Here is a 22,930-nt window from a genome sequence, read left to right as displayed (position 1 = left end):
TCCGCCCAATGTCGCGTGTCGAGCAATATCTAGCGGTCACCAATTGTCCCGGAACCACTTCACGGCACGCCGAAACGACCTTGCCGGATAGCGGTCAACGGGAATTTCGAAATCCCACCACTCGTCCTGCGGGTGCGCCGCGAACAGGGCGAGCCCCACCGCACTGGCGAATCCGGGGCCGGTGGCGGCCTGCGGCAGGCCATGTACACGCAGCGGACGCCCCAGCCGCACCTGCTGGCCGAGAATGCGGCTGGCCAACCCGTCAAGCCCCGGTATCTGGCTTCCGCCGCCCGTCAGAACGATCTGCTGACTGGGCAGGTGCTCGAACCCGGCCGCGTCCAGACGCACGCGGACCTCTTCGAGAATTTCCTCGACGCGCGGACGCATGATGCCGATCAGTTCGGCGCGACTGACGGTGCGGCGATCATGTTCGTAATCGCCGGTATCGCCGCCGATTTCGATCAGTTCGCGATCATCCATTCCGGTGGCGTGAACCCCGCCATAAAAGGTCTTGATACGCTCGGCATTGCTCGCCGGGATGCCAAGCCCCATGGAAATGTCAGCGGTGACATGATCGCCCCCCATGCGGACACTGTCGGCATAGATCATGTGTTTCTTCATGAAGATGGAAACCCCGGTCGATCCGCCCCCCATGTCGACACAGGCCGCGCCAAGCTCCTGTTCATCCTCGACGAGCGCCGAGATGCCGCTGGCGTAGGCCGAACTGGCGATACCGGCAAGCTCGAGATCACAGCGCTTGACGCAATGCACGAGATTCTGCACCGCGTCGGCGTCCACCGTCAGCATGTGCATATCGACCGACAGCGCTTGCCCCAGCTGCCCACGCGGATCGATCAGACCCGAACGGTGATCCAGCGCGAAATTGACGGGCTGCGCATGCAGTACCTCGCGCCCCGAACCGTATTCCGGCACGTCACAGGCGGCGAGGACGCGGGCGACCTCGGCCTCGGTCACCACCTGACCCTCGAGTTCGATCTGGGCATCGAGCCCATAGCTGCGCGGGCTCGCCCCCGAGAAACAGGCGATGACATGATCCACCCGGATATCCGCCATCTTCTGTGCCGCCTGCACCGCCGTGCGGATGGCCCGCTCGGTTTCCTGCATCGCGGTGATCTCACCAAACTGCACCCCCCGCGCCCGCGTTGTCGCGGCCCCGATTACGCGGAACGCGGATTGCCCCGCCAGCGAGCCGATGGAATTGTCCTCGCTCAACTGCTCCGGCCCGTCGAATCGCAGTACGAGGCAGGCTGTCTTGGAGCTTCCGACATCCAGAATGGCGATCACGCCACGTTGCAGCGCCTGTCGCCGCATTTGCCGCATCGCCCGCTGTGTGTGATAGAAATCCGCCATTGGTTACTGCCCGCTTCCGTTGATTTCCCGAATCCGCCACCAGTTCTCGACGGCGTCCGATGTCATTCTCAGGGTCGGCCGCGACTCGAGCCGCAGATCGACCACGGCGACGTCGCGCTCGAGCATGTCCTGCGCCTCGCTCAGCGCGATCACCCGTTCAAGCGCCCGCACCGGGCGATCGGGGGGCAACAGGATGCGCTGATCGCGGTCGAGCACCACGTCCCAGCGGCGCTCGCCAACCCGCACCAGCCCGCGAAGACGATCGCCCAACGGTTCCGCGGCCTGGATCAGCGCCAGCGCCTCTGGCACCACCTGATCCGCGCCCTCGCCCGCGATCACGGCAAGATCGGGATACTCAAGGCGGCTGCCGATCATGTCGATATGCGCGCCTGTCCGGTCCAGCAGTTCGACGCCGTTGCGGGTCCGCCAGATAATCGCCGGCGTGCGCGCGATCACATCGACCTGGAGCACCCCGCCGGGGCGAATGCGGACGCTGGCATTCCTGACCGGATCGAGTCCGGCAATTTCGGTGCGGATCTGTTCGAGGTCGAGATCGAAGGAACTGACCGGGAAATCCAGCGGCACGGCTTCCCGGATGTCGTCCGACAGGCTCGGCGAAGCGCCGTCGATGGCCATCAGCCCGACCATGAATTCCGGGCGTTCCTCGATGCTGGTGCGCAACTCGCTGAACTTTTGCATCAGCCCGTCACGACGCGTCTGATCGGCCAGGTAGCCGCCCGCGGTCCCGACCACGATGACCAGAGGAACCCCGATGCGCAACGCGGTCCGGATGCCTGGCGTCAGCATCCAGCGCTGCATGCGGTAGCGCATGCGCGATGGCGCGGGATCGCGCGGTGTCGGCGCTACCGGTTGCATGATGCGTCCTCGACCAGCCAGCGGCACAGCGCGCCGAACCCGATCCCCGTCACCTCGGCCTGTTCGGGGCTGAGCGATGTCGGGGTCATGCCTGGCTGCGTGTTGGTCTCCAGCAGGAACAGACCCTGCGCACCGCGCGCTTCGTCCCATCTGAAATCGGTGCGACTGATTCCCTTGCAGCCAAGCGCCGCGTGCGCGCGCAACGCGTAATCCATGCACAGATCGAAAATCTCGGACGGAATGTCGGCGGGCACAACATGCCGCGATCCACCGGGCTTGTACTTGGCGTCATAATCATACCAGCCATCGGTGAGAATGTCGGTCACGGTCAGCGCCCGATCCCCCATCACCGTCGCCGTCAGCTCGCGCCCCGGCACGAATGTTTCGACCATCACCTCGGCCGGCATATCGTCGGAGAGCTGCGGCGGGCCATTGGACTCTTCATGTACCAGATAGACGCCGACCGAAGACCCTTCGTTGTTGGGTTTGACCACGTAGGGCGTCGCCATCACATGGCGCGCTCGCGCTTCGTCGCGATCGCAGATCAGGCTTTCGACAACGGGCAACCCGGCGGCGCGGAAATATTCCTTGCTGCGCTGCTTGTCCATCGCCAGTGCCGAGGCCAGAACGCCGGAATGCGTATAGGGTTGCCCCAGCCACTCCAGCAGACCCTGCACACAGCCATCTTCGCCCCACCGCCCATGCAGGGCATTGAAAACGACATCGGGCGACAAGGCGCGCAGACGCTCGCACAGGTCCGCGCCCGCATCGAGTTCGGTTACTTCAAATCCTTCGTCCCGCAGAGCGGTTGCGCATTCGCGCCCGGTGGACAACGACACCTCGCGCTCGGCAGAGGGTCCGCCCATCAATACCGCAACTGTCCGGGGTGTCCTGCTCGACTGACCCACGACTAGCGCCTCGATTTCCCGTGCCTTTGGCGGCCGGTGTTTTTCAATTTACCCGATTATTTCACACCCGTGTTCTTGCCTGTCCGGATATGTTCGGGGTCTTCAGCTCGCTACGGGTTCACCGACCCGCATGATTTCCCACTCTAGCGTGATCCCGCTGGAATCGTAAACCTTTTTTCGCACCTCTTCGCCCAGTCCTTCAAGGTCGGCGGCACTGGCCCCGCCCGCATTGATCAGGAAATTCGAGTGCTTCTCGCTCATCTGCGCGCCGCCACGCCGCGCGCCGCGCATTCCGGCGTCGTCGATCACTTTCCAGGCCTTCAGGTCATGCACGTCATCGGCCCGCCCGGTGCTGGAGAATCCGGCGGGGTTGCGAAAAGTCGATCCGGCGCTGCGGTCCCTGGTCGGTTGGGTTTCATCGCGTTTGCGCAGCTGCGCCGCCATACGGGCATGCAGTTCGGCGGAATCCCCGGCCCCGGCCCGCAACGTCGCATCGATCAGAACCGCGCCTTCGGGCAGATCGGTTTGCCGATAGCGCGGATTCAGGTGATCCGGTGTCAGGGTCGCGATCGTGCCGTCGCGCAGCACCACGCGCGCCGACACCAGATGATCGGCGACATAGCTGCCATAGCATCCGGCATTCATCCGCACCGCGCCTCCGATGCTGCCGGGGATGGTCCGCAGAAAGGTCAGGTCGAGCCCCGCATCCGCCGCCTTGCGTGCCACATGGGCATCCAGCGCCGCAGCACCGGCGGTCACCAGATCGCCCCTGATCCCGATGCCGTTGAACCCGCGACCAAGCCGGATCACCACCGCGCGAATCCCCCCGTCGCGAACGATCAGGTTCGAGCCGACCCCCATCGGGAACACGGTCACATTCGGGTCGAGCCATGCCAGAAACGCAGACAGATCCTCGGCATCGGCCGGCTGAAACAGCCAGTCCGCAGGCCCGCCGACGCGCAGCCATGTCAAATCGGCCAGCGGCCGGTCCGCCGTCAGCCGCCCGCGTATCGGTGCAGTGGTAAGGTCAACCATGATCACGCATCCCAAACGATTTCCACCGGACCCAGCGGATCACGCAGATCACCGGCCAGCGCAGCACGGACATCCCCGCCACCAGCGCGATCAGTCCGGCCCAGGGGCCATTCTCATAGGTGACAAGACCCAGGATCGGAATACCGGCAGCGATCAGCGCGTAAGCCCGCCGCCAGTGGTTGTCGCGACTCGGCAATAATGCCAGCACATTTGCAACCAGCGCCCAGAGTGCCGCGAGCGTCAGGGACAGTGGCATTTTCCAGTCCTCAATCGCCTCACCGTCGGGCTCCCCACGATATACATGGCATGCCCGGTAAAACATGGGCACGCTATTGCCGCCTGCAATTGCAAAGTGCAATCCCGCATGGCCCGAAATACGATACAAATGCAGTCACTTTCCGAAACGTCACCCGCGCAGACGATCCGGCAGGTTATTGGCCCATGCGCTGATGGTGCCCGCACCGAGGCAGACAACCATGTCTCCGGGACGTGCCTGCTCGCGGACCAACCGTTCAAGATCCGGTTCATCCATCAGCGCCCGCGCATGCCGGTGTCCGTGCCGGATCAGCCCCGCAACGAGATCATCCCGGCTCGCCCCCTCGACCGGCTCTTCGCCAGCGGCGAAAACCTCGGCGATCGCAACGACATCCGCATCGTTGAAGCAGCCGCAGAAATCCTCGAACAGATCACGCAGGCGGCTGTAACGGTGCGGCTGATGCACCGCGATGACGCGTCCTTCGGTGGCCTGACGCGCAGCCTTCAGGACCGCGGCGATTTCGACCGGGTGATGGCCGTAATCGTCAATGATGGTCACCCCATCCACTTCATCGACCTTGGTAAAGCGGCGGTTGACGCCGCCAAACGCGGCGAGGGCGGCCCGGATTTCATCGGTCTTCATTCCCAGGTGACGGGCAACCGCAACGGCGGCAAGCGCGTTGGACACGTTGTGATCGCCCGGCATCGGCAACGTGCAGCCCTCGATCACCTTGTCCTCGCCCTGAAGCTGGATGTCGAAATGGGCGACACCGGCCTTGTAGCTCAGGTTTACCGCGCGCACATCGGCCTGGGTGTTGAACCCGTATGTCACCACGCGGCGGTCGGTAATCCGACCAACCAGCGCCTGAACCTCCGGGTGATCGGTACAGCACACCGCGACGCCGTAGAACGGAATGTTGGACACGAATTCGTTGAACCCGTCGCGCAGCTTTTCGAAGTCGCCCCAATGTTCCATGTGTTCGGGGTCGATGTTTGTCACGATGGCGATGGTCGCGGGCAGGCGGTTGAAGGTGCCGTCGCTTTCATCGGCCTCGACCACCATCCATTCGCCCTGTCCCATCCGCGCGTTCGAGCCATAGGCATGGATGATACCGCCATTGATCACCGTCGGGTCGAAATGCCCGGCGACCATCAGTTCGGCCATCATCGTGGTGGTCGTGGTCTTGCCGTGAGTCCCGGCGACGGCGACATTGGATTTCAGCCGCATCAGTTCGGCCAGCATCTCGGCGCGGCGCACCACCGGCAGACCGCGCTTGCGCGCCTCGTCCAGTTCGGCATTGCCCCGCTTGATCGCGGATGAGATGACCACCACCTCGGCCGCGCCGAGATTCTCGGCCCGTTGCCCGATGCTGACCTCGGCCCCGAGCTGTGCCAGCCGGTCGGTGATCCTGGACGCCTTGAGATCCGATCCCTGCACCCGGTACCCGTGATTCAGCAAGACCTCGGCGATACCCGACATGCCGATGCCGCCGATGCCGACAAAGTGGATCGGCCCGACATCGAGGGGGAGTTTGGTGGCTGCATTCATAACCGGGCTTCCATCCATCATGAGTTCACTCTGTCCTTTGTGCCAATTCGCTGACCAGCGCAACAAGACGCTCTGTCGCGTCCGGCGCACCCGCGCCCAGTGCCGCCTGCGTCATCTGTGTCGCCGCCCGCGGGTTTTCCAGAATCGCCGTCATCTGTTCGGCCAGGCTCTGCACCGCAAGCGCGCGCTCGGGGATCATGATCGCGGCCCCCGCCTCGACCAGCCCGCGCGCATTCGCGGTCTGGTGATCCCCTGCCGCCGCCGCAAACGGGATCAGGATCGAAGGCCGTCCAATCACCGTGAGATCGGCAATCGACGACGCCCCGGCGCGGCTTATCACCAGCTGGGCTTCGCTCATCCGGCGCGGAACATCCTGAAAAAAGGGCTGCACATCGGCGTCAATGCCATTGGCCGCATAGCGCGCCGCGACCCGGTCGATATCCTCGGGGCGCGCCTGATGGCTGACCCGCAGATGCCTGCGGATCGGATCTGGCAGGGCAACGATCGCATCCGGCACCACATCCGAGAGAATGCGCGCGCCCTGACTGCCCCCCATCACCAGCAGCGACATGGGATAGTCACCCGGCGGAATATAGGACGCCCCCGCCCGGTTGAGCACCGCCGCCCGCACCGGGTTGCCCACATGTATGCCATTGGCCCCTTCGGGCAGTTCGGTCGGCCAGACACCGCAGCCGACACAGGCCACACGGGTCGAAAACACCTGGTTGACCCGCCCCAGAACACCGTTCTGCTCGTGGATCATCCGCGGCAACCTGAGCAACAGCGCCGCCCCGAGCGCCGGAATCGACGGATAGCCGCCAAATCCCACCACAACGTCGGGGCGATCACGGCGCATCTGCAACATCGCGCCCGCGACGCCCGACGCGATCCGCGGCGCGACCATCGCCTTGGCGGCAAATCCCCCGCGCGCGAATGTCGCGCTATTCACCTCGGTGATCTCGGTCGAGTGCGGAAAGCCACCGGTATAGCGCGCGCCCCGCGCATCGGTCGACAGCTTGACCCGCCAGCCCCGCTGCAACATCGCCTCGGCCAGCGCCTGCGCCGGAAACATGTGCCCGCCGGTGCCGCCCGCCGCCATCATCAGGAGCGGACGGCTCATCTGCCGCGCCCCCGCAAGAGATCGGCAAACTCGCCCTGTGGGCGGGTGCGGGTAAACGCCAGCAACATGCCGACCGCGATTCCCCCGGCGATCAGCGACGAGCCACCGTAGCTCACAAACGGCAGGGTCATCCCCTTGGCCGGAAGCAACCGCACCGCGACCCCCATGTTGATCATCGCCTGCACGCCAAAGATGCAGGCCAGCCCGGTTCCCGCCAGCCGGATGAAGGGATCCCGCTCGCGCATCAACCGCAGCAGCGAGCGCACGACGATGCTTGCATAAAGCGCGATTATGATCAGCACGAGCACCAGCCCGTATTCCTCGGCAGCCACGGCCACGATGAAATCCGTATGGGCATCGGGCAGCGACCATTTCACCTGGCCCTCACCCACGCCGACGCCGAACAATCCGCCTTCACGGATCGCGTTGGTGGCGTAACCGAGCTGTGTCGTCGGATCGACATCCGGGTTCAGAAAGCCGTCGATGCGCCGGGCGAAATGTTCGGAATTGGAATAGGCAAGCGTGCCGCCCAATATGACCAGCCCCGCCATACCGACCAGCAGGATCATCGGCGCACCGGCCACGAAATACATGACGCCCCAGCCGAACAGCACCAGACAGGCCTGCCCGAAATCCGGCTGCAACGCCAGCATCAGGACGATCGCGACGCACAGTGTAAAGGACCAGGCCGTACCCGGTGGACCGTTGATCTCCTGACTCGCGGCAAGCATCCACGCACCGACCACGATAAAGCCGGGCTTGAGAAATTCAGAGGGTTGCACACTGGCAAAGCCGAGGCTGTACCAGCGCACCGCGCCCTTGCCGAAATCGGTCCCCAGAAGCGGCAGAAACGCCAGCCCGACAAAGGCCGCAAGAAAACCCAGCACCGCCAGCCGCCGCACAACCGTCGGCGACATCATCGAGGTCAGCAGCATCGCGATCAGCGCAAGGCCGCCGAACACCGCCTGCCGGCTGACATAGTGGAACGGTTCGAACCCGTTGCGCGCCGCAAGCGGCGGCGAGGCCGCAAGCCCCAGCAACAACCCGATCACGAACAGGATAAGGACACAGGACATCGACCACTTGTCGATGGTCCGCCACCATTTTGGAAGAATAGGATCACCGGCCCGCTCGGGGACCGCGCCATACACCATCTCGGTCATGGATTACCGCCGTTTTCTGCCTCATCACGCCCCTTTGCGGGGTCTGTGTCGCGAGGCTACAGCAAAAACAGGCATCAGGCCAGTCTCTTCCTCTTGCCTTTGGCGGCAATCCGCGCCAACCGGCGGGTATGGAATTTGATACCGTGATCCTCGGGGCCGGTGCCGCCGGTCTGATGTGCGCGGCCCATGCCGGCCCCAACGTGTTGCTCGTCGACCACGCCCGCGCACCGGGCGAAAAAATCCGCATTTCCGGCGGCGGGCGCTGCAACTTCACCAATCTTCATGCGGGGCCGGAGAACTTTCTGTCGGAAAACCCGCATTTCGCAAAATCCGCCCTCGCGCGCTATACCCAGTGGGATTTTCTCGATCTCGTGCAACGACACCACATCGCGTGGCATGAAAAGACGCTGGGCCAATTGTTCTGCGACGGATCGGCCAGGCAGATCATCGCCATGCTGCTCACCGAAATCGAACGATCCGGTACAACGCTCTGGTTGCAGACCACGCTCAGGCAGCTGCGCAAGACGGAAACCGGCTTCGCGGTGGGGCTTGATCGCGAAGGCACCCGGCACGACATCGACTGCAAGACCCTCGTACTCGCCACCGGCGGCAGGTCGATCCCGAAGATGGGAGCCACCGGTCTGGCCTATGACATCGCCGCGCAATTCGACCTACCGGTCACCGAAACCCGCCCCGCCCTCGTACCGTTGACCTTTCCGGACGGCCGGTTCTCCGATCTCTCTGGGGTCTCCCTGCCGGCCCGCCTGTCCAACCATCGCACCAGCTTTGACGAGGCACTGCTCTTCACCCATCGCGGCCTCTCAGGCCCCGCCATTCTGCAACTTTCCTCCTACTGGCGCGAGGGCGAAGACATCATCGTGAACCTCGTCCCCGATCTCCCGCTTCTCGACATCTTGCGGCGCCAGCGTCAGAGCGAAGGCCGCCGACAACTCGGCACGGAACTGTCACGCCATATCCCCGCACGGCTGGTACAACACCTGTCCAGCCGCCTGAACCTGTCCGAACGCCTCGCCGATCAATCGGACAAGGCGCTCGATACCCTGGTTGCCGCCCTCGCCAACTGGCGGCTGACCCCCGCCGGCAGCGAAGGCTACCGCACCGCCGAAGTCACCCTGGGCGGCATCGATACCGCCGCGCTGTCCTCGAAAACGATGCAGGCCCGAACCGTTCCGGGTCTCTACGCCATCGGCGAAGCCGTGGACGTGACCGGCTGGCTCGGCGGATACAACTTCCAGTGGGCCTGGTCCTCGGGCCACGCCGCCGGCACCGCCATCGCCGCAAGCCGCTGACCATCCCGCCCCTTCATCTTTGTAAAAATACTCCGGGGGAGCCGCCCGGCGGGCGGCGGGGGCAGCGCCCCCGGAAAGCTTCGCGATGGACCTTGAAGCACCCTGCTCGGCCGATGCGTCGAGTTCCCGCGTCCAGCAACCGTCAGGTTTCTTGCGACACGCTCCCGCCCGCCAGCCGCTGGCGCACCTGGGTGGTGAAATCCTCACCGCGCCGCTCGAAATTGTCATATTGATCGAAACTCGCCGCCGCCGGCGCGAGCAGTACCGTGTCGCCCGCCTCTGCCTCCGCCATGGCGCGCGCCACCGCTTCCGCCATCGTGGTGCAAATTTCGGTCTCCACATCCAGTTGCATCGCGAAATTCGCCGCTTCGCGCCCGATCACATAGGCCTTGACCACCGCGCCGCTCGCCGCGTTCACACCGGCCAGTCCGCCTTCCTTCTCCAGGCCGCCGCAGATCCAGCGAATACGCGCAAAGGCACTGAGCGCCTTGGCCGCGCTGTCCACATTGGTCGCCTTGCTGTCATTCACATAGGTCACGCCATCCGCCTCGGCGATGATCTGACTGCGATGCGGCAGGCCCGGATAGCTCTGCAATGCCCGTTCGATCACCCGCGGTGCCAATCCCACGGCGCGACAGGCGGCATAGGCCGCACAGGCATTCTGATGGTTATGCGCCCCCGGCAGGCCCGCGATCCCGCGCAGGTCGATGGATCCCGCCTGCCGCCCCTTGCGAAACTCCGACAGGAATCCCTTGCGCGCGGCGACCTGCCAGCCCGGGCCGGTCGGCTTGCGCGTCACCGACACCCGGATCACCCGGTCATCCGCAGGCCCCTCGGACAATTGCCCGGCGAGATAGGCGCCCTCGGGTTCGTCAACACCCACCACGGCGCGATCCGGCCCACCTTCCGCGAACAGCCTGCGCTTGGCGGCAAAGTACCCGCCAAGCCCGGCATGCCGATCCAGGTGATCCGGCGACAGGTTGGTAAAGACCGCGATGTCCGGCGTCAGCGCCCGCGCGAGATCGGTCTGATAACTGCTCAGTTCGAGCACCACCACCTCGCCATCCCCCGGCGAATCGATATCCAGAACGCCGCGACCGATATTCCCGGCAAGCTGCGACACGCGTCCGCTCTCGGTCAGGATATGATGGATGAGCGCCGCCGTGGTCGATTTCCCGTTTGATCCGGTGACGGCCACAACACGCGGCGGGCTGTCGAACCTGTCCCATTCGGGCGTCGCGAAAGAGCGAAAGAAAAGGCCTATATCATTGTCCACCGGCACGCCCGCTCGCAACGCGGCGGCAACCACCGGGTTCGGCGCGGGATAGAGATGCGGAATGCCAGGGCTGACGATCAGCGTGGCAATATCCTCGAACGCATCGTTGCGCGACAGGTCGCGACAGGTGAAACCCTCGGCCTCGGCCGTTGCACGCGCCGCCGGATTGTCATCCCAGCAGATCGCGATCGCCCCGCCCGCCCGGATCGCACGCGCCGCGCTCAGCCCGGACCGACCAAGACCCAGAACCGCGACCTGCCGATCGGCCATACCCGTGACTGGGATCATCCCGGCCTACTCCCGTGCTTTTTCCACCACCGCAGCCCCGACACCATCGCCAGCAGCCCGATCAGGAAAATCGCCGCAGCGAGCCCAAGGTGCAAGTGCAATTGCACATGTCCGAAGACGGATCTTATGGAACTCCCGACCCCAAAGCCCAGACCGCACATCGTAAGCGCCCAGAGCAACGTCGCCAGCATGTCCAGCACCGCGAAACGCACCCAGGGAACCGGCGTCATTCCGATCATGATCGCGCCGACCGTCTTCATCCCGAACACGAACCGAAAGCCCAGTATCGCCGCAACGGGATGGCGCTCGATCCGTGTGCGCAGCGCGGGAACCGGCCCACGCGCCAGCTGTTTCTGCACAAAGGCACGGTGCCCGGCATGCCGCCCGAGCAGGAACATGGCATTGTCGATCAACCATCCGCCAAACGCGGCGGCGAGCACGACGCCAGAAAAAGGCAAAAGCCCGCGATGCGCCAGTACACCCCCTAGAAAGGCCACGGCGCCGCCCTCGATCACCGTACCCGCGACGATCCCCGGCAAGCCGACGGCCTGAACGAACGCCTCAAGCGACACGCGATCCGTCCCGGTCTTTCCTGGGATCCGCACGCCGACGCGCCGCCCGCGTCATCGTGAAACTGCCAACATCTGTCACCACGCTCTCCCCCGTTGCACGGCGCGCATTGCATTCCGCCACGAGACGCCGGCGCAGACAGGAACCGGAGCGGTCTAGCGCACCTTCAGCGTCGCGAGGCCGATCATGGCAAGGATCAGCGAGATGATCCAGAACCGGATGACGATGGTTGGCTCTGCCCATCCCTTCTTTTCATAGTGGTGGTGGATGGGTGCCATCAGGAAGACGCGCTTGCCGGTTTTCTTGAAATACAGCACCTGGATGATCACGCTGAGCGCCTCGACCACGAACAGCCCCCCGACAATCGCCAGCACCAGTTCGTGCTTGGTCGCGACCGCAATTGCCCCAAGCGCACCGCCAAGGGCGAGCGAGCCGGTATCCCCCATGAAAACCGCCGCCGGCGGCGCATTGTACCACAGGAACCCGAGCCCGCCACCGAAGAGCGCAGAGCTGAAGATCAGGATCTCGCCGGTTCCGGGCACATAGTGGACATCGAGATATTCGGTAAAATCGACCCGCCCGACCGCATAGGCGATCACACCCAGCGTCGAGGCGGCGATCATCACCGGCATGATCGCCAGACCGTCCAGCCCGTCGGTCAGGTTCACCGCATTGGCGGCACCGACGATCACGATGACCCCGAACGGCACGTAGAACCAGCCAAGGTTGATCAGGGTGTCCTTGAAAACGGGCAATGCCAGTTGCCCCTGCAGGTTCGCGGGATGGTACTGCGCCGCCCAGCATGACGCGATCACCGCGATCAGGATTCCCAGCAGCAGACGCAATTTGCCCGGCACGCCCGAGGTGTTCTGTTTGCTGACCTTGGCATAGTCGTCGGCAAACCCGATCGCCGCAAAGCTGGTGGTCACGAACAGCACCAGCCAGACAAACGGATTGTCCAGCCGCGCCCACAGCAGGGTGGCGGTGATCAGGGCTCCGACAATCAGCAATCCGCCCATCGTGGGCGTTCCGGCCTTGACGAAGTGGCCTTCGGGACCGTCATCGCGGATCGGCTGACCCTTGCCCTGCCGTCTGCGCAGCACCGCGATCAGGGGCTTGCCAAACAGGAACCCAAAGATCAGCGCGGTGAGGAACGCGCCGCCGGCACGAAAGGTGATGTACCTGAAAAGATTGAAAAAATCCCCGCCATCGGAAAGCGCCGTCAACCAATAGAGCATCTTAACGCCCCCTACTCATTATCTTGTGTCGCGAAGTCCGGCTCGCCATGACCCATTTTGCGGATCGCGTCAACGATCTCGCTCAGCTTCATGCTGAGCGATCCCTTGACCAGAACTACGTCGCCGCCATGCACCAGCTTGCGCAGCACGGAGAGCATGGCCGCCCCGGTCTCTTCACGGCGTCCGCGTTTGGCAGGGGGCAGCGCCGCGTGCAGGCTTGCCATCAGCGGTCCGACACAATGCACCGTGTCGATCCGCGCCATTGCAGGCAGTTCCGCCAGCGCCGCATGCATCGCGGGCGCCTGCGGACCCAGTTCCTTCATATCGCCGAGAATGGCGATGCGTCGGCCCCGCCCGGTTTCCGTCGCGGCCAACACCTCAAGCGCGGCCGCCACCGATGTCGGGTTGGCGTTATAGGCGTCGTCCAGCAGCGTCAGGTCGTGATCGGTTTCGACCGGGTCCATGCGGATGATCTCGCGCACACCGCGCCCCTGATAGGGGCTCCAGCGCCCGAGGCTGAGCACCGCAAGTGCCGCATCCGCACCAAGCGCAGTGGTCGCGGCCAGCGCGCCCAGCCCGTTCATGGCAAAATGCCGCCCGGCCGTGGCGATCTTGAACAGCAGCGGCTCGCCCTGCACCGTGGCCCTGGCGATTGTCCTGTCGCCGTTCACCGCAACGTCGAGCAAGCGGTATCGGGTCGCACGAGTGCCGAAATCGATACGCTCGGCCCCGACCGCGTCCGCCTTGGCGCGCAGCAGATCGGCGGTGTCGATATCGGCATTCAGGATGGCCGTGCCTCCGGGTTCCAGCCCGTCGAGGATCGCCGCTTTCTCGGCGGCAATTTCGGCCACGTCTGCAAATGCCTCAAGATGCACGGCGGCCACCGTGGTGATCATCGCCACATGCGGACGGGCCATGCGGGCGAGCGGTTCGATCTCGCCCGGGTGGTTCATGCCGATCTCGATCACCGCAAATTCGGTATCGCGCGGCATCCGCGCCAGTGTCAGGGGCACGCCCCAATGGTTGTTGTAGCTTGCCACGCTGGCATGTGTACGCCCCTGATCGCCCAGCATCCGGGCCAGCATCTCCTTGGTCGAGGTCTTGCCGACGCTGCCGGTCACCGCGACCACGCGCGCCCGGGTGCGGGCACGCGCCGCGCGGCCCAGCCCTTCCAGCGCCTGCTGCACATCCTCGACGACAAGCAGCGGTGCATCTGCCGCGACGCCATCGGGCACATGCGTGACCAGCGCGGCTGAGGCCCCCTTGTCCAGCGCCTGCGCCACAAAGTCATGTCCGTCCCGCGCGGCCCTGAGCGCGACAAAGAGATCGCCGGGCTGCAGGCTGCGGGTATCGATCGAAACGCCGGTGGCTGCCCAATCCCCTTGCGCCTGCCCGCCTGTGGCGGCAGCGGCTTCGCCGGCGGTCCAGAGCGTCATGCCAGCCCCCCATCCAGCGCCGCCACCGCGACACTGGCCTGTTCCACATCGTCGAACGGCAGCACGTCATCCCCCACGATCTGCCCAGTCTCGTGCCCCTTGCCCGCAATCAACAGGGCGTCGCCCGCACCCAGTTCGTCAATCCCGCGCAGGATTGCCTCGGCGCGGTCGCCCACCTCGGTCGCATCCGGCGCGCCCTCAAGCACCGCCTTGCGGATCAGGGCCGGGTCCTCGCTGCGCGGATTGTCGTCGGTCACGATCACGAGATCCGCATTCTCCGCCGCCGCGCGGCCCATCAGCGGGCGCTTGGTCGCATCGCGATCGCCGCCCGCGCCGACAATGGCGATCAAGCGACCGAGCACATGCGGCCGCAGGGCGGCAAGCGCGGTCGCCACCGCATCCGGGGTATGCGCGTAATCAACGAACACCGCGGCCCCGTTCGATCGGGTCGCCGCCAGTTGCATCCGTCCCCGTACCGTGCTCAGCCGTGGCAAGGTGTCGAACACATCCCCCGGCGCATCGCCACAGGCAATCGCAAGCCCGCAGGCCAGAAGCACGTTCTGCGCCTGAAACCCGCCAATCAGGTTCAGCCGCACCTGGTGCGGCTTGTCCCGAAAGGAAAACCGGATGTCCTGACCGGTGGAATCAAAGCGCTGAGACAACAGATTTATGTCGCCCAGGCCCCGGCCAGTGGTCACGATCTGCTGCCCCTTGGCGGCGGCAATCGCACGCATTTCCGGACCCCGGTCATCGTCGAGGTTGATGACCGCCGTGCCCTCGGCGGGCAGTACGCGGCGGAACAAGCCGGCCTTGGCCGCAAAATAGGCCTCGAACGTATCGTGATAATCCAGATGATCCTGGGTGAAATTCGTGAATGCCGCCGCCGTCAGGTGCACACCGTCAAGGCGGCGCTGCTCAAGCCCGTGGCTCGACGCTTCCATCGCGGCATGGGTGATGTCGTGAGCGGCCGCAGCGGCCAGGGTGCGGTGCAAGGTAATCGGTTCGGGCGTGGTATGGGCAAGCGGCGCGGTCCACGCGCCTTCGACCCCGGTGGTGCCGAGATTGATCGCCGCATGCCCGAGTTCGGTCCAGATTTGCCGCACGAATGTCGCAACCGATGTCTTTCCATTCGTACCCGTGACCGCGACGACGGTCTTGGGCTGCGCAGCGAACCAGAGCGCCGCCGTAAAGGCAAGCGTCTGGCGCGGATCATCGGCGACGATCAGCGCAGCATCGGACGCCGCCAATTCGATCTCGGCCAGCGCCGCCCCCTCCGCGTCGGTGAGGATCGCCGCCGCGCCCATGCGCAGCGCATATTTGATGAACTCGCCGCCATGCACGCGGCTTCCCGGCAGGGCGGCGAACAGGAAACCGTCCCTGACTTCGCGGCTGTCGACGGCAAGACCGGTGATCTGCGGATCCCGCCCGCCGCGCGCCGTCAGCGCCAGCTGGCTGAGTGATTTGACCGGCGGTGTTTCGGCTGTGCTCATGTGCCCGGCTCCCCAAGGCTAGTTTGAAGTCAGCCTTATACCAGCGGACTGCCCCGGTTCAACGTCAGGACGCACCCCCAGAAGAGGCGCGATGCGGCCGATCATTTCCGCCGCGACCGGAACCGCTGTCCAGCCGGCGGTACGCCGTGGTTCGCTGCCGGAATTCTCGGACGGTTCATCCAGCGTGACGATCAGCACGTATTTCGGATCCTGCACCGGGAACAGGGTGGCAAAGGTCGCGATGACCTTGTCTTCGTAATATCCGCCGCGGGGTTTGGGTTTGTCCGCCGTTCCGGTCTTGCCGGCCACACCGTATCCCGGCACCTCGCCAAGGCTCGCGGTGCCATCGGTCACCACCCGGCGCAACATGTAACGGGACGCCGCCGCCGCCTGGTCGGACATCACTCGTGGCCCGTATTGCGGACCGTCCTGACGCAGGATCGTCGGCTTGACGTAGAATCCGCCATTGGCGATCGCCGCATAGCCTGCCGCCAGATGCATCGGGCTGATCGACAGACCATGACCGTAAGAGATCGTCATCGTACTGAGCTCGGACCAGTTTTTCGGCAGGAGCGGCTCGGCGCCGCTGGCCTCGACAACTTCGAACGGCGTCACCGACAGCATGCCAAGCGCGCCCAGGAATTGCTTCTGACGTGCGGCGCCGACCTGTTGTGCCAGCCGGGCGGTGCCGATATTCGAAGACTTCTCGATGATCTTGGATACCGACAACTCTTTGCCATAGTTTCTGAAATCCGAGATCCGGAACTTGCCCCAACGCAGTGGCCCGCGAATGTCGATCATCGTGTCCGGACCGACAAGGCCAAGGTCCATCGCCTGAGCGGTGGTAAAAATCTTGAAGGTAGACCCAAGCTCGTACACGCCCTGGACCGCCCGGTTGAACAAAGGGCTGGCCGACGGATCAAACCCCGACGTAGGGGGGCGCGGGCGTTCGTTAGGATCGAAATCGGGCAACGATACGACCGAGATCACCTCGCCCGTATGCACATCCATCAGGGTCGAGGTGGCACCGCGCGCGTTCATCAGCTTCATGCCGCCATAAAGCACCCGTTCGGCCGCCGCCTGCACCGTCAGGTCCAGCGACAATTGCAACGGTTTCGTCCCGTTGGCCGGGTCGCGCAAATAGTCGTCAAACTGCTTTTCGACCCCGGCAACCCCGATCACCTCGGCGGCGTTCACACCCTCCTTGCCGAAACGCGTCCCGCCGAGCACATGCGCCGCGAGCGTGCCATTCGGGTAGAGCCGCATCTCGCGCGGGCCGAACAACAGCCCCGGATCGCCAAGATCATGCACCGCCTGCTTCTGCTCGGGGCTGATCTTTTTCTTGATCCAGACGAATTTGCGCTTGCCGGTAAAGTCCTTGAGCAGGCGGTCCGGGTCGAGATCGGGGAAAATCCGTGCCAGCCCCTCGGCCGCAGCCACCGGATCGATCAGCCTGGGCGGCTGCGCATAGAGCGAATGGGTCTCCAGATTGGTTGCCAGAATGCGGCCCTTGCGATCGACGATATCGGCACGCTGCGTGGCGATGGTCGTATCCCCGCTGCTGGCGACGGGTTCCTTGGCTTCGGACGTCGCAAGAAACCCCATGCGCAGACCAACCACGGCGAACGCGCAGAAAAAGAAGAACCCGAGAACCAGCAACCGCCCCTCGGCACGGGCGCGGGTGCGATCGCGCATTTCCTCGTGGCGGCGGCGGATATTCTCGCGTTCGATGACGTCGGGATTTTCTCCCTTGGCCCGCGCGGAGAGAATACGTGCGAGCGGACGGAGCGGCGTGCGGATCACAGCGGTTCCTCCACGGCCAGCGTGGAAATGTCGATCGGGTTGATCAAGGACAGCGCCTCTGGCACCGGATAGCTGACTTCGTCGACACGGCCGAACTGATCCGGACGCAACGGCAGAAGGCCCAGCCTGTCGAAGTTGATGTTGGCCAGTTCGCGAATGCGGTTGGGACGATTCAGATAGGCCCATTCCGCGCGCAACACGCTCAGCCGCGCCTGCGCCGCCCCGATTTCACGCTGCAACTGCCGAGTCTCGCCCAGAACCCGCTGAGTGGCATAGTTTTCGCGATAGGCCCAGAAGGCCAGCCCAAACACCGCGAGGGCGGCCAGAACATAAGCGATGCTGCGCATCAGTGTCCTCCTTTCAGCTGTGGCATTCCGATGGCCTGCGCATCGAGCTCGCCCGCAGGGGCATCCGTGCGGATCGCCACCCGCAGCTTGGCCGACCGCGCGCGGGGATTTTCGGCAAGCTCGATCTCGTCAGGTCCGATCGCCTTGCGTGACTTCAGGGTGAATTGCGGAGGGGCCTCTTCGGTTTCGGGCGCATAGCGATTGGCCCGCCCGCCCTGTCCGGCGCGCGCCGCCAGAAACCGTTTGACCATGCGATCCTCGATGGAATGAAAGCTGACCACCGCAAGCTGCCCGCCGGGGCGCAGCGCCCGCTCTGCCGCCATGAGGCCGCGATAAAGCTCGTCATATTCCTCGTTGACGGCGATGCGCAGCGCCTGAAAACTTCGCGTCGCCGGATGCGATTGCCCGGGCTTGGCGCGCGGCAGGCAGGATTCGATGATCTCGGCGAGCTGCAGGGTGCGCGTGATGGGCGCGTCGCTGCGCGCGCGGATGATGGCCCGCGCGATGCGCCGGCTTGCCCGCTCCTCGCCATAGTGGAACAGGATGTCGGCAAGCACGCTTTCGCCCGCTTCGTTCACCAGATCCGCCGCGGACGGCCCGGTTTGCGACATGCGCATGTCCAGCGGTCCGTCCTGCATGAAGGAAAAGCCGCGCGCGGCCTGATCAAGCTGCATCGAGGACACGCCCAGGTCGAGCACCACGCCATCGAGATCGCTGGCATACTCGTCCATCCGCGAGAACACGCCCTGCTGCATCAGCAACCGATCACCGTATTGCGCGGCCCATCCCCGCGCCATCTCGAAAGCCAGCGGATCGCGATCGACGGCCACCACCCGCTCGGCCCCCGCGTCCAGCAGCCCGCGGGTATAGCCACCCGCGCCAAACGTGCCATCCAGCCAGACACCGCCAACCGGCGCAACGGCCGCAAGCAACGGGCGCAGCAGGACCGGAATGTGCGCATCAGACCTGTCCGCGCCGCCCGCGACCGTCATCAGATCAGCCCCCCGAACCGCCGGGCGGTGCGGCACCGTCCAGGTAGACAAGGGGATCGAAATCGTCGGGAAGATCGTCCAGCCAGGCCTCGGTCTTGGCCAATTCCTCGGTATCATAGGTCTCGGGCTTCCATATCTGGAATGTGTCGCCGGCAGCGATAAAGAACGCTTCACCCTCCAGCCCGATCTTGTTTCGCAGCTTGGCGGGCAGAACCAGGCGCCCGGTCTCGTCAACATTGGTCGGAAAGGACTGGCCGTGGAACAGGCGTTGCAGCATCTTGCGCTCCATCGAGCCACGGGGCATCGCGTCGATCTTGGCATCGACCTCGTCGATCGCCTCCATCGTGTAACACTCAAGGTAGTTTCGCCGGTGATCGCCGTAGACGATCACAAGCTCGGGGTTGCCGCCGGGATGACAGCTGGGATCGCCGGCTTCGAGAACGCGGCGAAAAGAGGCCGGGATCGTCACCCTGCCCTTCGTGTCCACCTTGTGGTGGCCTTCGCCTCTGAACCTGCGGCCCAAGTTCTCTGCCTTTCCTTGCGCGTCCCGACGCCCGTCCGTTCACCCCCTGAATGAGAAACGGCGGGTTGATCCGCTGCCACCGATCAACCCGCCGCCATCGTCCCGCTTTGCGGGTGTCCAGTCGCGCGCGCCACCTGGGGGGATGTCTGCTCGCTTGCGCGCCGGATCTCTTTGGTCTGATGAAGCCGAAGCCTGTATGAAACCTGCTTATCGTTGGTTGGGGTCGTTTGGTGCCCCTGCTGTCTTCTTCATCCGATGAACTAGGGATGACACGGGAATTCATGGGACGCAATAGTTTTCTACGGGAAAATTTCACTCATACAGAGCAATGCGGATCAAGACACCCCCTGAAATTCATGAAATCTGTAAGATTATTGTCACAAGTTGGGATGATTTAGAGACCGACCACAATATGTAGTAAATTTGAGCCACCCGAAGAATTTCCCACGATTTCCCGAAAAATATCGATCCTGTGTCATTCCCGACTCAAATGTTCACTATGGGTTCTAGTTTTCGCTCAAAAACCCAGATCAATACGACGACTGCGCTTTGCTTGATTCTGACCGGTTCGCACAGTCGGCGGCCCCGTCCCATGATTTCCCAGATCGGGTTATTACAATCGCGGTGCGCGTATGGAGGCATCGTCCTTACCGCCGCCATACATTATAATAGCATCCGAATACCGACCGAACCGGACCCATCGAAACAGGCATCCGTCGGTATTGCTGCACGGGTTCGCTCACGCCATCCCGCCGTCGATGAGCCCCAGTCTGTCCGACCCAGCAGCTGCTGAAGAGCGCCATCAACATCGGCCCCCGCCAGACCACCGCCCTTGAGTCGTCCACCATCAACCCGATGAACATCATCGTGACCCCGTGCGCCCGCACAGGAATGATGGTTCTCCGGTCAGATGACGCAGGCTTGCCCGACGCTCCCATCATTCGCGGTCGGCGCAGCCGATACCACCTCGACAGCCTGTATATTCAAGACTGCAGTTTCTGCATCGCAGCGAAGCGACCCCACCTGATCGGCGATCGCGGATCACGCGGCTTCGATCACGAAACGCACGGATTTTCCGTCAATCGTGATGGCGCGCACCATGTCACGACTCACAAGATCGCCGCCATCAGAGAGAATCAGGACCGAAAATACTGATTTAACATGACCTTGCGTCAATTTCACAAGGTCACTCCTTGCCTGATACTGGCAGACGTACACTCCGCTTCACCCAACACGGGAAATCTGACGGTTTTCTGAGCAAATATGAGGCAAGCGCCTGACAAACATACATTTACCCCATGCAATTGCTGCATAGCAGCATTGTTCAGACCTCTATTGTGCATCCGCAGCATTCGCCTATCTTGGTGTCAAGTTGAGGCGCCAACAAGCGACAGCGCATCTGAGGTAAAGAACAATGAGCACACTTGTACTTGAAAAATCAAACAGCGTCCCGATTGCATCCAACTGGCTGCAGCGGCTCAAAACGCGGTTTCACAACTACCGTGTATATCGCAATACGCTGAACGAGCTGTCTGTTCTCTCCGATCGCGAACTCGCAGACCTGGGCCTGCATCATTCGATGCTGCAACGCGTTGCCTATCAGGCCGCCTACAAAGCACACTGACAGCGAAGTCACACCAGTTAACCGGATTCAGGCTCTCCTCTCCTCCTCCCTGGAGCGTCTGTTTCTAGCGGCGGCACCTCTCCTCCTCCCTTGTGTCGCCGCACCTTCCATACCGGTCCAGCAGACCGGCCCTGATACACCGGGCGCTCTCCTCCTCCCTGCGCCCTGGTGTTGTAAGAGCGGCGGCACCCCTCCTCCTCCCTGGTGTCGCCGCACCCTTTTTCATCCAGCATATTGCAAAGACGGCCAGAACCGTTGCCAAACCGGCGCGGATCATTTCTGTTGTCGACGAACCGTATCCGCATCCCCCACAGGAAGACCGAACGCATGATTGCCCTGTCGCTCCACATTCTGGTTGTCATCGCGCTCAGCATCCGACTGCTGCTGCGCGAAGACCTCGCATCCACCACGCGCCTGGCCTGGTTCATGGTGATCAGTGTCCTGCCGGTCGTCGGTTCGGTGCTCTATTTCCTCTTCGGCGAGATCGACCTGGGCCACACCGCCAGCAAACGCATTGCCACCGTCACCCGAGAGGTACATGCGGCGGGGCGCGATTTGCAGCCAAGGGAACATGACCCCATCGATCAGATACCCGACCGGTTTGTCCCGGCTTTTTCCTACAGCCATTCGATCAATGGTTTCCCCGCGGTTTCGGGCAATGCTGTCGAACTGATGCCCGACGCCCAAACCGCGCGCGAGCGGCTGATCGCGGATATCGACGCAGCACAGCATCAGGTCCATGTTCTCTACTACATCTGGCTTGATGACGAGACCGGCACCAATACGGCCCGCGCGCTTATCCGCGCCGCGCAGCGTGGTGTCACCTGCCGGGCGATGGCCGATGGTCTGGGATCACGGGTATTGGTGAAATCCGCGCTCTGGGCCGAGATGCGCGCCGCCGGCGTCCAGGTTGCGGTGGCCCTGCCCATCAACAACCCGGTCGCAACCATTCTCAAGAGCCGGCTCGACCTGCGCAATCACCGAAAGATCACGGTGATTGACGGAAAAATCACCTATTGCGGCAGCCAGAACTGCGCCGACCCCGAATTCCGGGTCAAGGCGCGTTACGCCCCCTGGGTCGACATCATGCTGCGTGTCGAGGGCCCGGTGGTGGCGCAGAATCAGTTGCTTTTCGCCGGAGACTGGATCGCCCATTCCGGCGGTTCACTGTCCGATTTCCTGCTGACTCCGGATCGGCACAACCCCGGCTGCATCGCCCAGATCATGGGCGACGGTCCGACCGAACGCCGGTTGGCCACGCCGCATCTGTTCTCGGCCCTGATGAATGGCGCCCGGCAACGCGTGACCATATCAACCCCCTATTTCGTACCCAATTCCATCGTGCTCGAAGCGATCTGTGCCGCCGCCTTTCGCGGGGTTGCAGTGACCATGATCTTCCCGGAACGGAACGACTCCTGGGTCGTCGCCGCCGCCAGCCAATCAAGCTATCGCAACCTGCTCGACGCTGGCGTCGCAATCCACGAATACAAGGGCGGATTATTGCACTCAAAGACGCTCACCATTGACGACGAGGTCAGCCTGATCGGGTCTTCCAACCTCGACCTGCGCAGCTTTGATCTGAATTTCGAGAACAACATGCTGCTCTGTGACCGGGCGATCACCGCCGACATCACGGCACGACAGGCCGAGTATCTCGCCAATTCCGATCGCGTGACACTTGCCGAAGTCGATGGCTGGAGCCGCCCGCGGCGCATCTGGAACAACGCGGTCTCCAGCGTCGGCCCGATCCTCTGAC

Annotated in this window: 20 protein-coding genes and 1 pseudogene; 3 read left to right on the top strand and 18 right to left on the bottom strand. The window is 63.7% G+C overall.

Going from position 1 to position 22,930, the window contains the following annotated elements:
• Positions 1-36: 36 nt before the first annotated feature.
• The 8 genes from ftsA to ftsW form a co-directional block, all read right to left on the bottom strand.
• The gene (gene ftsA, locus AB9K34_RS19405; RefSeq protein ID WP_369956110.1) at positions 37-1,371 is read right to left on the bottom strand and encodes a cell division protein FtsA; all 1,335 of its coding nucleotides are present in this window, start codon (positions 1,369-1,371) and stop codon (positions 37-39) included.
• Positions 1,372-1,374: 3 nt separating this feature from the next.
• Complete coding sequence (locus AB9K34_RS19400) at positions 1,375-2,247, bottom strand: cell division protein FtsQ/DivIB (protein ID WP_369956109.1); 873 nt, start codon at positions 2,245-2,247, stop codon at positions 1,375-1,377.
• Positions 2,235-3,155: a D-alanine--D-alanine ligase gene (locus tag AB9K34_RS19395; protein ID WP_369956108.1), complete on the bottom strand. Its 921-nt coding sequence runs from the start codon at positions 3,153-3,155 to the stop codon at positions 2,235-2,237. The genes AB9K34_RS19400 and AB9K34_RS19395 overlap by 13 nt, the downstream gene beginning before the upstream one ends.
• Positions 3,156-3,257: 102 nt before the next feature.
• Complete coding sequence (murB, locus tag AB9K34_RS19390) at positions 3,258-4,190, bottom strand: UDP-N-acetylmuramate dehydrogenase (RefSeq protein ID WP_369956107.1); 933 nt, start codon at positions 4,188-4,190, stop codon at positions 3,258-3,260.
• Positions 4,183-4,446 carry a DUF2484 family protein gene (locus tag AB9K34_RS19385; RefSeq protein WP_369956105.1) on the bottom strand — a complete coding sequence of 88 codons (264 nt, stop codon included), beginning with the start codon at positions 4,444-4,446 and terminating at the stop codon, positions 4,183-4,185. The genes murB and AB9K34_RS19385 overlap by 8 nt, the downstream gene beginning before the upstream one ends.
• Positions 4,447-4,596: 150 nt before the next feature.
• Positions 4,597-5,994, bottom strand: coding sequence for a UDP-N-acetylmuramate--L-alanine ligase (gene murC, locus AB9K34_RS19380; RefSeq protein WP_369956103.1), 1,398 nt, complete (start codon positions 5,992-5,994; stop codon positions 4,597-4,599).
• Positions 5,995-6,019: 25 nt separating this feature from the next.
• Positions 6,020-7,114 (bottom strand): UDP-N-acetylglucosamine--N-acetylmuramyl-(pentapeptide) pyrophosphoryl-undecaprenol N-acetylglucosamine transferase, encoded by a 1,095-nt coding sequence (locus AB9K34_RS19375; protein WP_369956101.1) that lies wholly within the window; start codon positions 7,112-7,114, stop codon positions 6,020-6,022.
• Positions 7,111-8,277 carry a putative lipid II flippase FtsW gene (gene ftsW / locus AB9K34_RS19370; protein WP_369956100.1) on the bottom strand — a complete coding sequence of 389 codons (1,167 nt, stop codon included), beginning with the start codon at positions 8,275-8,277 and terminating at the stop codon, positions 7,111-7,113. Before ftsW ends, AB9K34_RS19375 begins: the two co-directional genes overlap by 4 nt.
• A gap of 128 nt (positions 8,278-8,405) precedes the next feature.
• Here ftsW and AB9K34_RS19365 point away from each other — a divergent pair, with 128 nt between their 5' ends.
• Entirely contained in the window at positions 8,406-9,587 is a 1,182-nt protein-coding gene (locus AB9K34_RS19365; RefSeq protein WP_369956098.1) for an NAD(P)/FAD-dependent oxidoreductase, read from the top strand.
• A 142-nt stretch (positions 9,588-9,729) separates the two neighbouring features.
• Here the strand turns inward: AB9K34_RS19365 and murD are convergent, their stop codons facing one another.
• The 10 genes and pseudogenes from murD to AB9K34_RS19315 form a co-directional block, all read right to left on the bottom strand.
• Positions 9,730-11,151: a UDP-N-acetylmuramoyl-L-alanine--D-glutamate ligase gene (gene murD / locus AB9K34_RS19360; RefSeq protein WP_369956097.1), complete on the bottom strand. Its 1,422-nt coding sequence runs from the start codon at positions 11,149-11,151 to the stop codon at positions 9,730-9,732.
• Entirely contained in the window at positions 11,148-11,756 is a 609-nt protein-coding gene (locus AB9K34_RS19355; protein WP_369956095.1) for a DedA family protein, read from the bottom strand. The genes murD and AB9K34_RS19355 overlap by 4 nt, the downstream gene beginning before the upstream one ends.
• A gap of 120 nt (positions 11,757-11,876) precedes the next feature.
• Positions 11,877-12,959, bottom strand: a complete 1,083-nt coding sequence (gene mraY / locus AB9K34_RS19350; RefSeq protein WP_369956094.1) for a phospho-N-acetylmuramoyl-pentapeptide-transferase — start codon at positions 12,957-12,959, stop codon at positions 11,877-11,879.
• Positions 12,960-12,970: 11 nt separating this feature from the next.
• Complete coding sequence (gene murF, locus AB9K34_RS19345; RefSeq protein ID WP_369956093.1) at positions 12,971-14,395, bottom strand: UDP-N-acetylmuramoyl-tripeptide--D-alanyl-D-alanine ligase; 1,425 nt, start codon at positions 14,393-14,395, stop codon at positions 12,971-12,973.
• Positions 14,392-15,885 carry a UDP-N-acetylmuramoyl-L-alanyl-D-glutamate--2,6-diaminopimelate ligase gene (locus AB9K34_RS19340; protein WP_369956091.1) on the bottom strand — a complete coding sequence of 498 codons (1,494 nt, stop codon included), beginning with the start codon at positions 15,883-15,885 and terminating at the stop codon, positions 14,392-14,394. Before AB9K34_RS19340 ends, murF begins: the two co-directional genes overlap by 4 nt.
• A gap of 18 nt (positions 15,886-15,903) precedes the next feature.
• Positions 15,904-17,688, bottom strand: a complete 1,785-nt coding sequence (locus AB9K34_RS19335; RefSeq protein WP_369956089.1) for a peptidoglycan D,D-transpeptidase FtsI family protein — start codon at positions 17,686-17,688, stop codon at positions 15,904-15,906.
• Positions 17,685-18,035, bottom strand: a complete 351-nt coding sequence (locus tag AB9K34_RS19330) for a cell division protein FtsL (RefSeq protein ID WP_369956088.1) — start codon at positions 18,033-18,035, stop codon at positions 17,685-17,687. Before AB9K34_RS19330 ends, AB9K34_RS19335 begins: the two co-directional genes overlap by 4 nt.
• The gene (gene rsmH, locus AB9K34_RS19325; protein ID WP_369956087.1) at positions 18,035-19,027 is read right to left on the bottom strand and encodes a 16S rRNA (cytosine(1402)-N(4))-methyltransferase RsmH; all 993 of its coding nucleotides are present in this window, start codon (positions 19,025-19,027) and stop codon (positions 18,035-18,037) included. Before rsmH ends, AB9K34_RS19330 begins: the two co-directional genes overlap by 1 nt.
• Before the next feature lie 4 nt (positions 19,028-19,031).
• On the bottom strand, positions 19,032-19,550 hold the full coding sequence (gene mraZ / locus AB9K34_RS19320; protein WP_369956086.1) for a division/cell wall cluster transcriptional repressor MraZ: 519 nt from the start codon (positions 19,548-19,550) through the stop codon (positions 19,032-19,034).
• Positions 19,551-20,309: 759 nt separating this feature from the next.
• Positions 20,310-20,512, bottom strand: a pseudogene (locus AB9K34_RS19315) (P-loop NTPase); the annotation flags it as partial.
• 452 nt (positions 20,513-20,964) lie between these two features.
• Here AB9K34_RS19315 and AB9K34_RS19310 point away from each other — a divergent pair.
• Both AB9K34_RS19310 and cls read left to right on the top strand, forming a co-directional pair.
• Positions 20,965-21,174, top strand: coding sequence for a DUF1127 domain-containing protein (locus tag AB9K34_RS19310; RefSeq protein ID WP_369956084.1), 210 nt, complete (start codon positions 20,965-20,967; stop codon positions 21,172-21,174).
• Positions 21,175-21,456: 282 nt separating this feature from the next.
• Positions 21,457-22,929 (top strand): cardiolipin synthase, encoded by a 1,473-nt coding sequence (gene cls, locus AB9K34_RS19305; RefSeq protein ID WP_369956082.1) that lies wholly within the window; start codon positions 21,457-21,459, stop codon positions 22,927-22,929.
• Position 22,930 lies beyond the last annotated feature (1 nt).

Origin of the sequence: Sedimentitalea sp. XS_ASV28 (assembly GCF_041224545.1) — a bacterium.
Taxonomy (GTDB): domain Bacteria; phylum Pseudomonadota; class Alphaproteobacteria; order Rhodobacterales; family Rhodobacteraceae; genus Sedimentitalea.
Note: the sequence above shows the minus strand (reverse complement) of the source record. Positions and strands in the feature narration are given on the sequence as shown.

Coding starts and splice junctions, on each gene's coding strand:
- murB (WP_369956107.1), bottom strand. CDS start 4,190: ATGGTTGACCTTACCACTGCACCGATACGCGGGCGGCTGACGGCGGAC.
- rsmH (WP_369956087.1), bottom strand. CDS start 19,027: ATGACGGTCGCGGGCGGCGCGGACAGGTCTGATGCGCACATTCCGGTC.
- AB9K34_RS19400 (WP_369956109.1), bottom strand. CDS start 2,247: ATGCAACCGGTAGCGCCGACACCGCGCGATCCCGCGCCATCGCGCATG.
- AB9K34_RS19375 (WP_369956101.1), bottom strand. CDS start 7,114: ATGAGCCGTCCGCTCCTGATGATGGCGGCGGGCGGCACCGGCGGGCAC.
- AB9K34_RS19330 (WP_369956088.1), bottom strand. CDS start 18,035: ATGCGCAGCATCGCTTATGTTCTGGCCGCCCTCGCGGTGTTTGGGCTG.
- murC (WP_369956103.1), bottom strand. CDS start 5,994: ATGAATGCAGCCACCAAACTCCCCCTCGATGTCGGGCCGATCCACTTT.
- ftsW (WP_369956100.1), bottom strand. CDS start 8,277: ATGACCGAGATGGTGTATGGCGCGGTCCCCGAGCGGGCCGGTGATCCT.
- AB9K34_RS19385 (WP_369956105.1), bottom strand. CDS start 4,446: ATGCCACTGTCCCTGACGCTCGCGGCACTCTGGGCGCTGGTTGCAAAT.
- ftsA (WP_369956110.1), bottom strand. CDS start 1,371: ATGGCGGATTTCTATCACACACAGCGGGCGATGCGGCAAATGCGGCGA.
- AB9K34_RS19340 (WP_369956091.1), bottom strand. CDS start 15,885: ATGAGCACAGCCGAAACACCGCCGGTCAAATCACTCAGCCAGCTGGCG.
- AB9K34_RS19310 (WP_369956084.1), top strand. CDS start 20,965: ATGAGCACACTTGTACTTGAAAAATCAAACAGCGTCCCGATTGCATCC.
- murD (WP_369956097.1), bottom strand. CDS start 11,151: ATGATCCCAGTCACGGGTATGGCCGATCGGCAGGTCGCGGTTCTGGGT.
- mraY (WP_369956094.1), bottom strand. CDS start 12,959: ATGCTCTATTGGTTGACGGCGCTTTCCGATGGCGGGGATTTTTTCAAT.
- murF (WP_369956093.1), bottom strand. CDS start 14,395: ATGACGCTCTGGACCGCCGGCGAAGCCGCTGCCGCCACAGGCGGGCAG.
- AB9K34_RS19365 (WP_369956098.1), top strand. CDS start 8,406: ATGGAATTTGATACCGTGATCCTCGGGGCCGGTGCCGCCGGTCTGATG.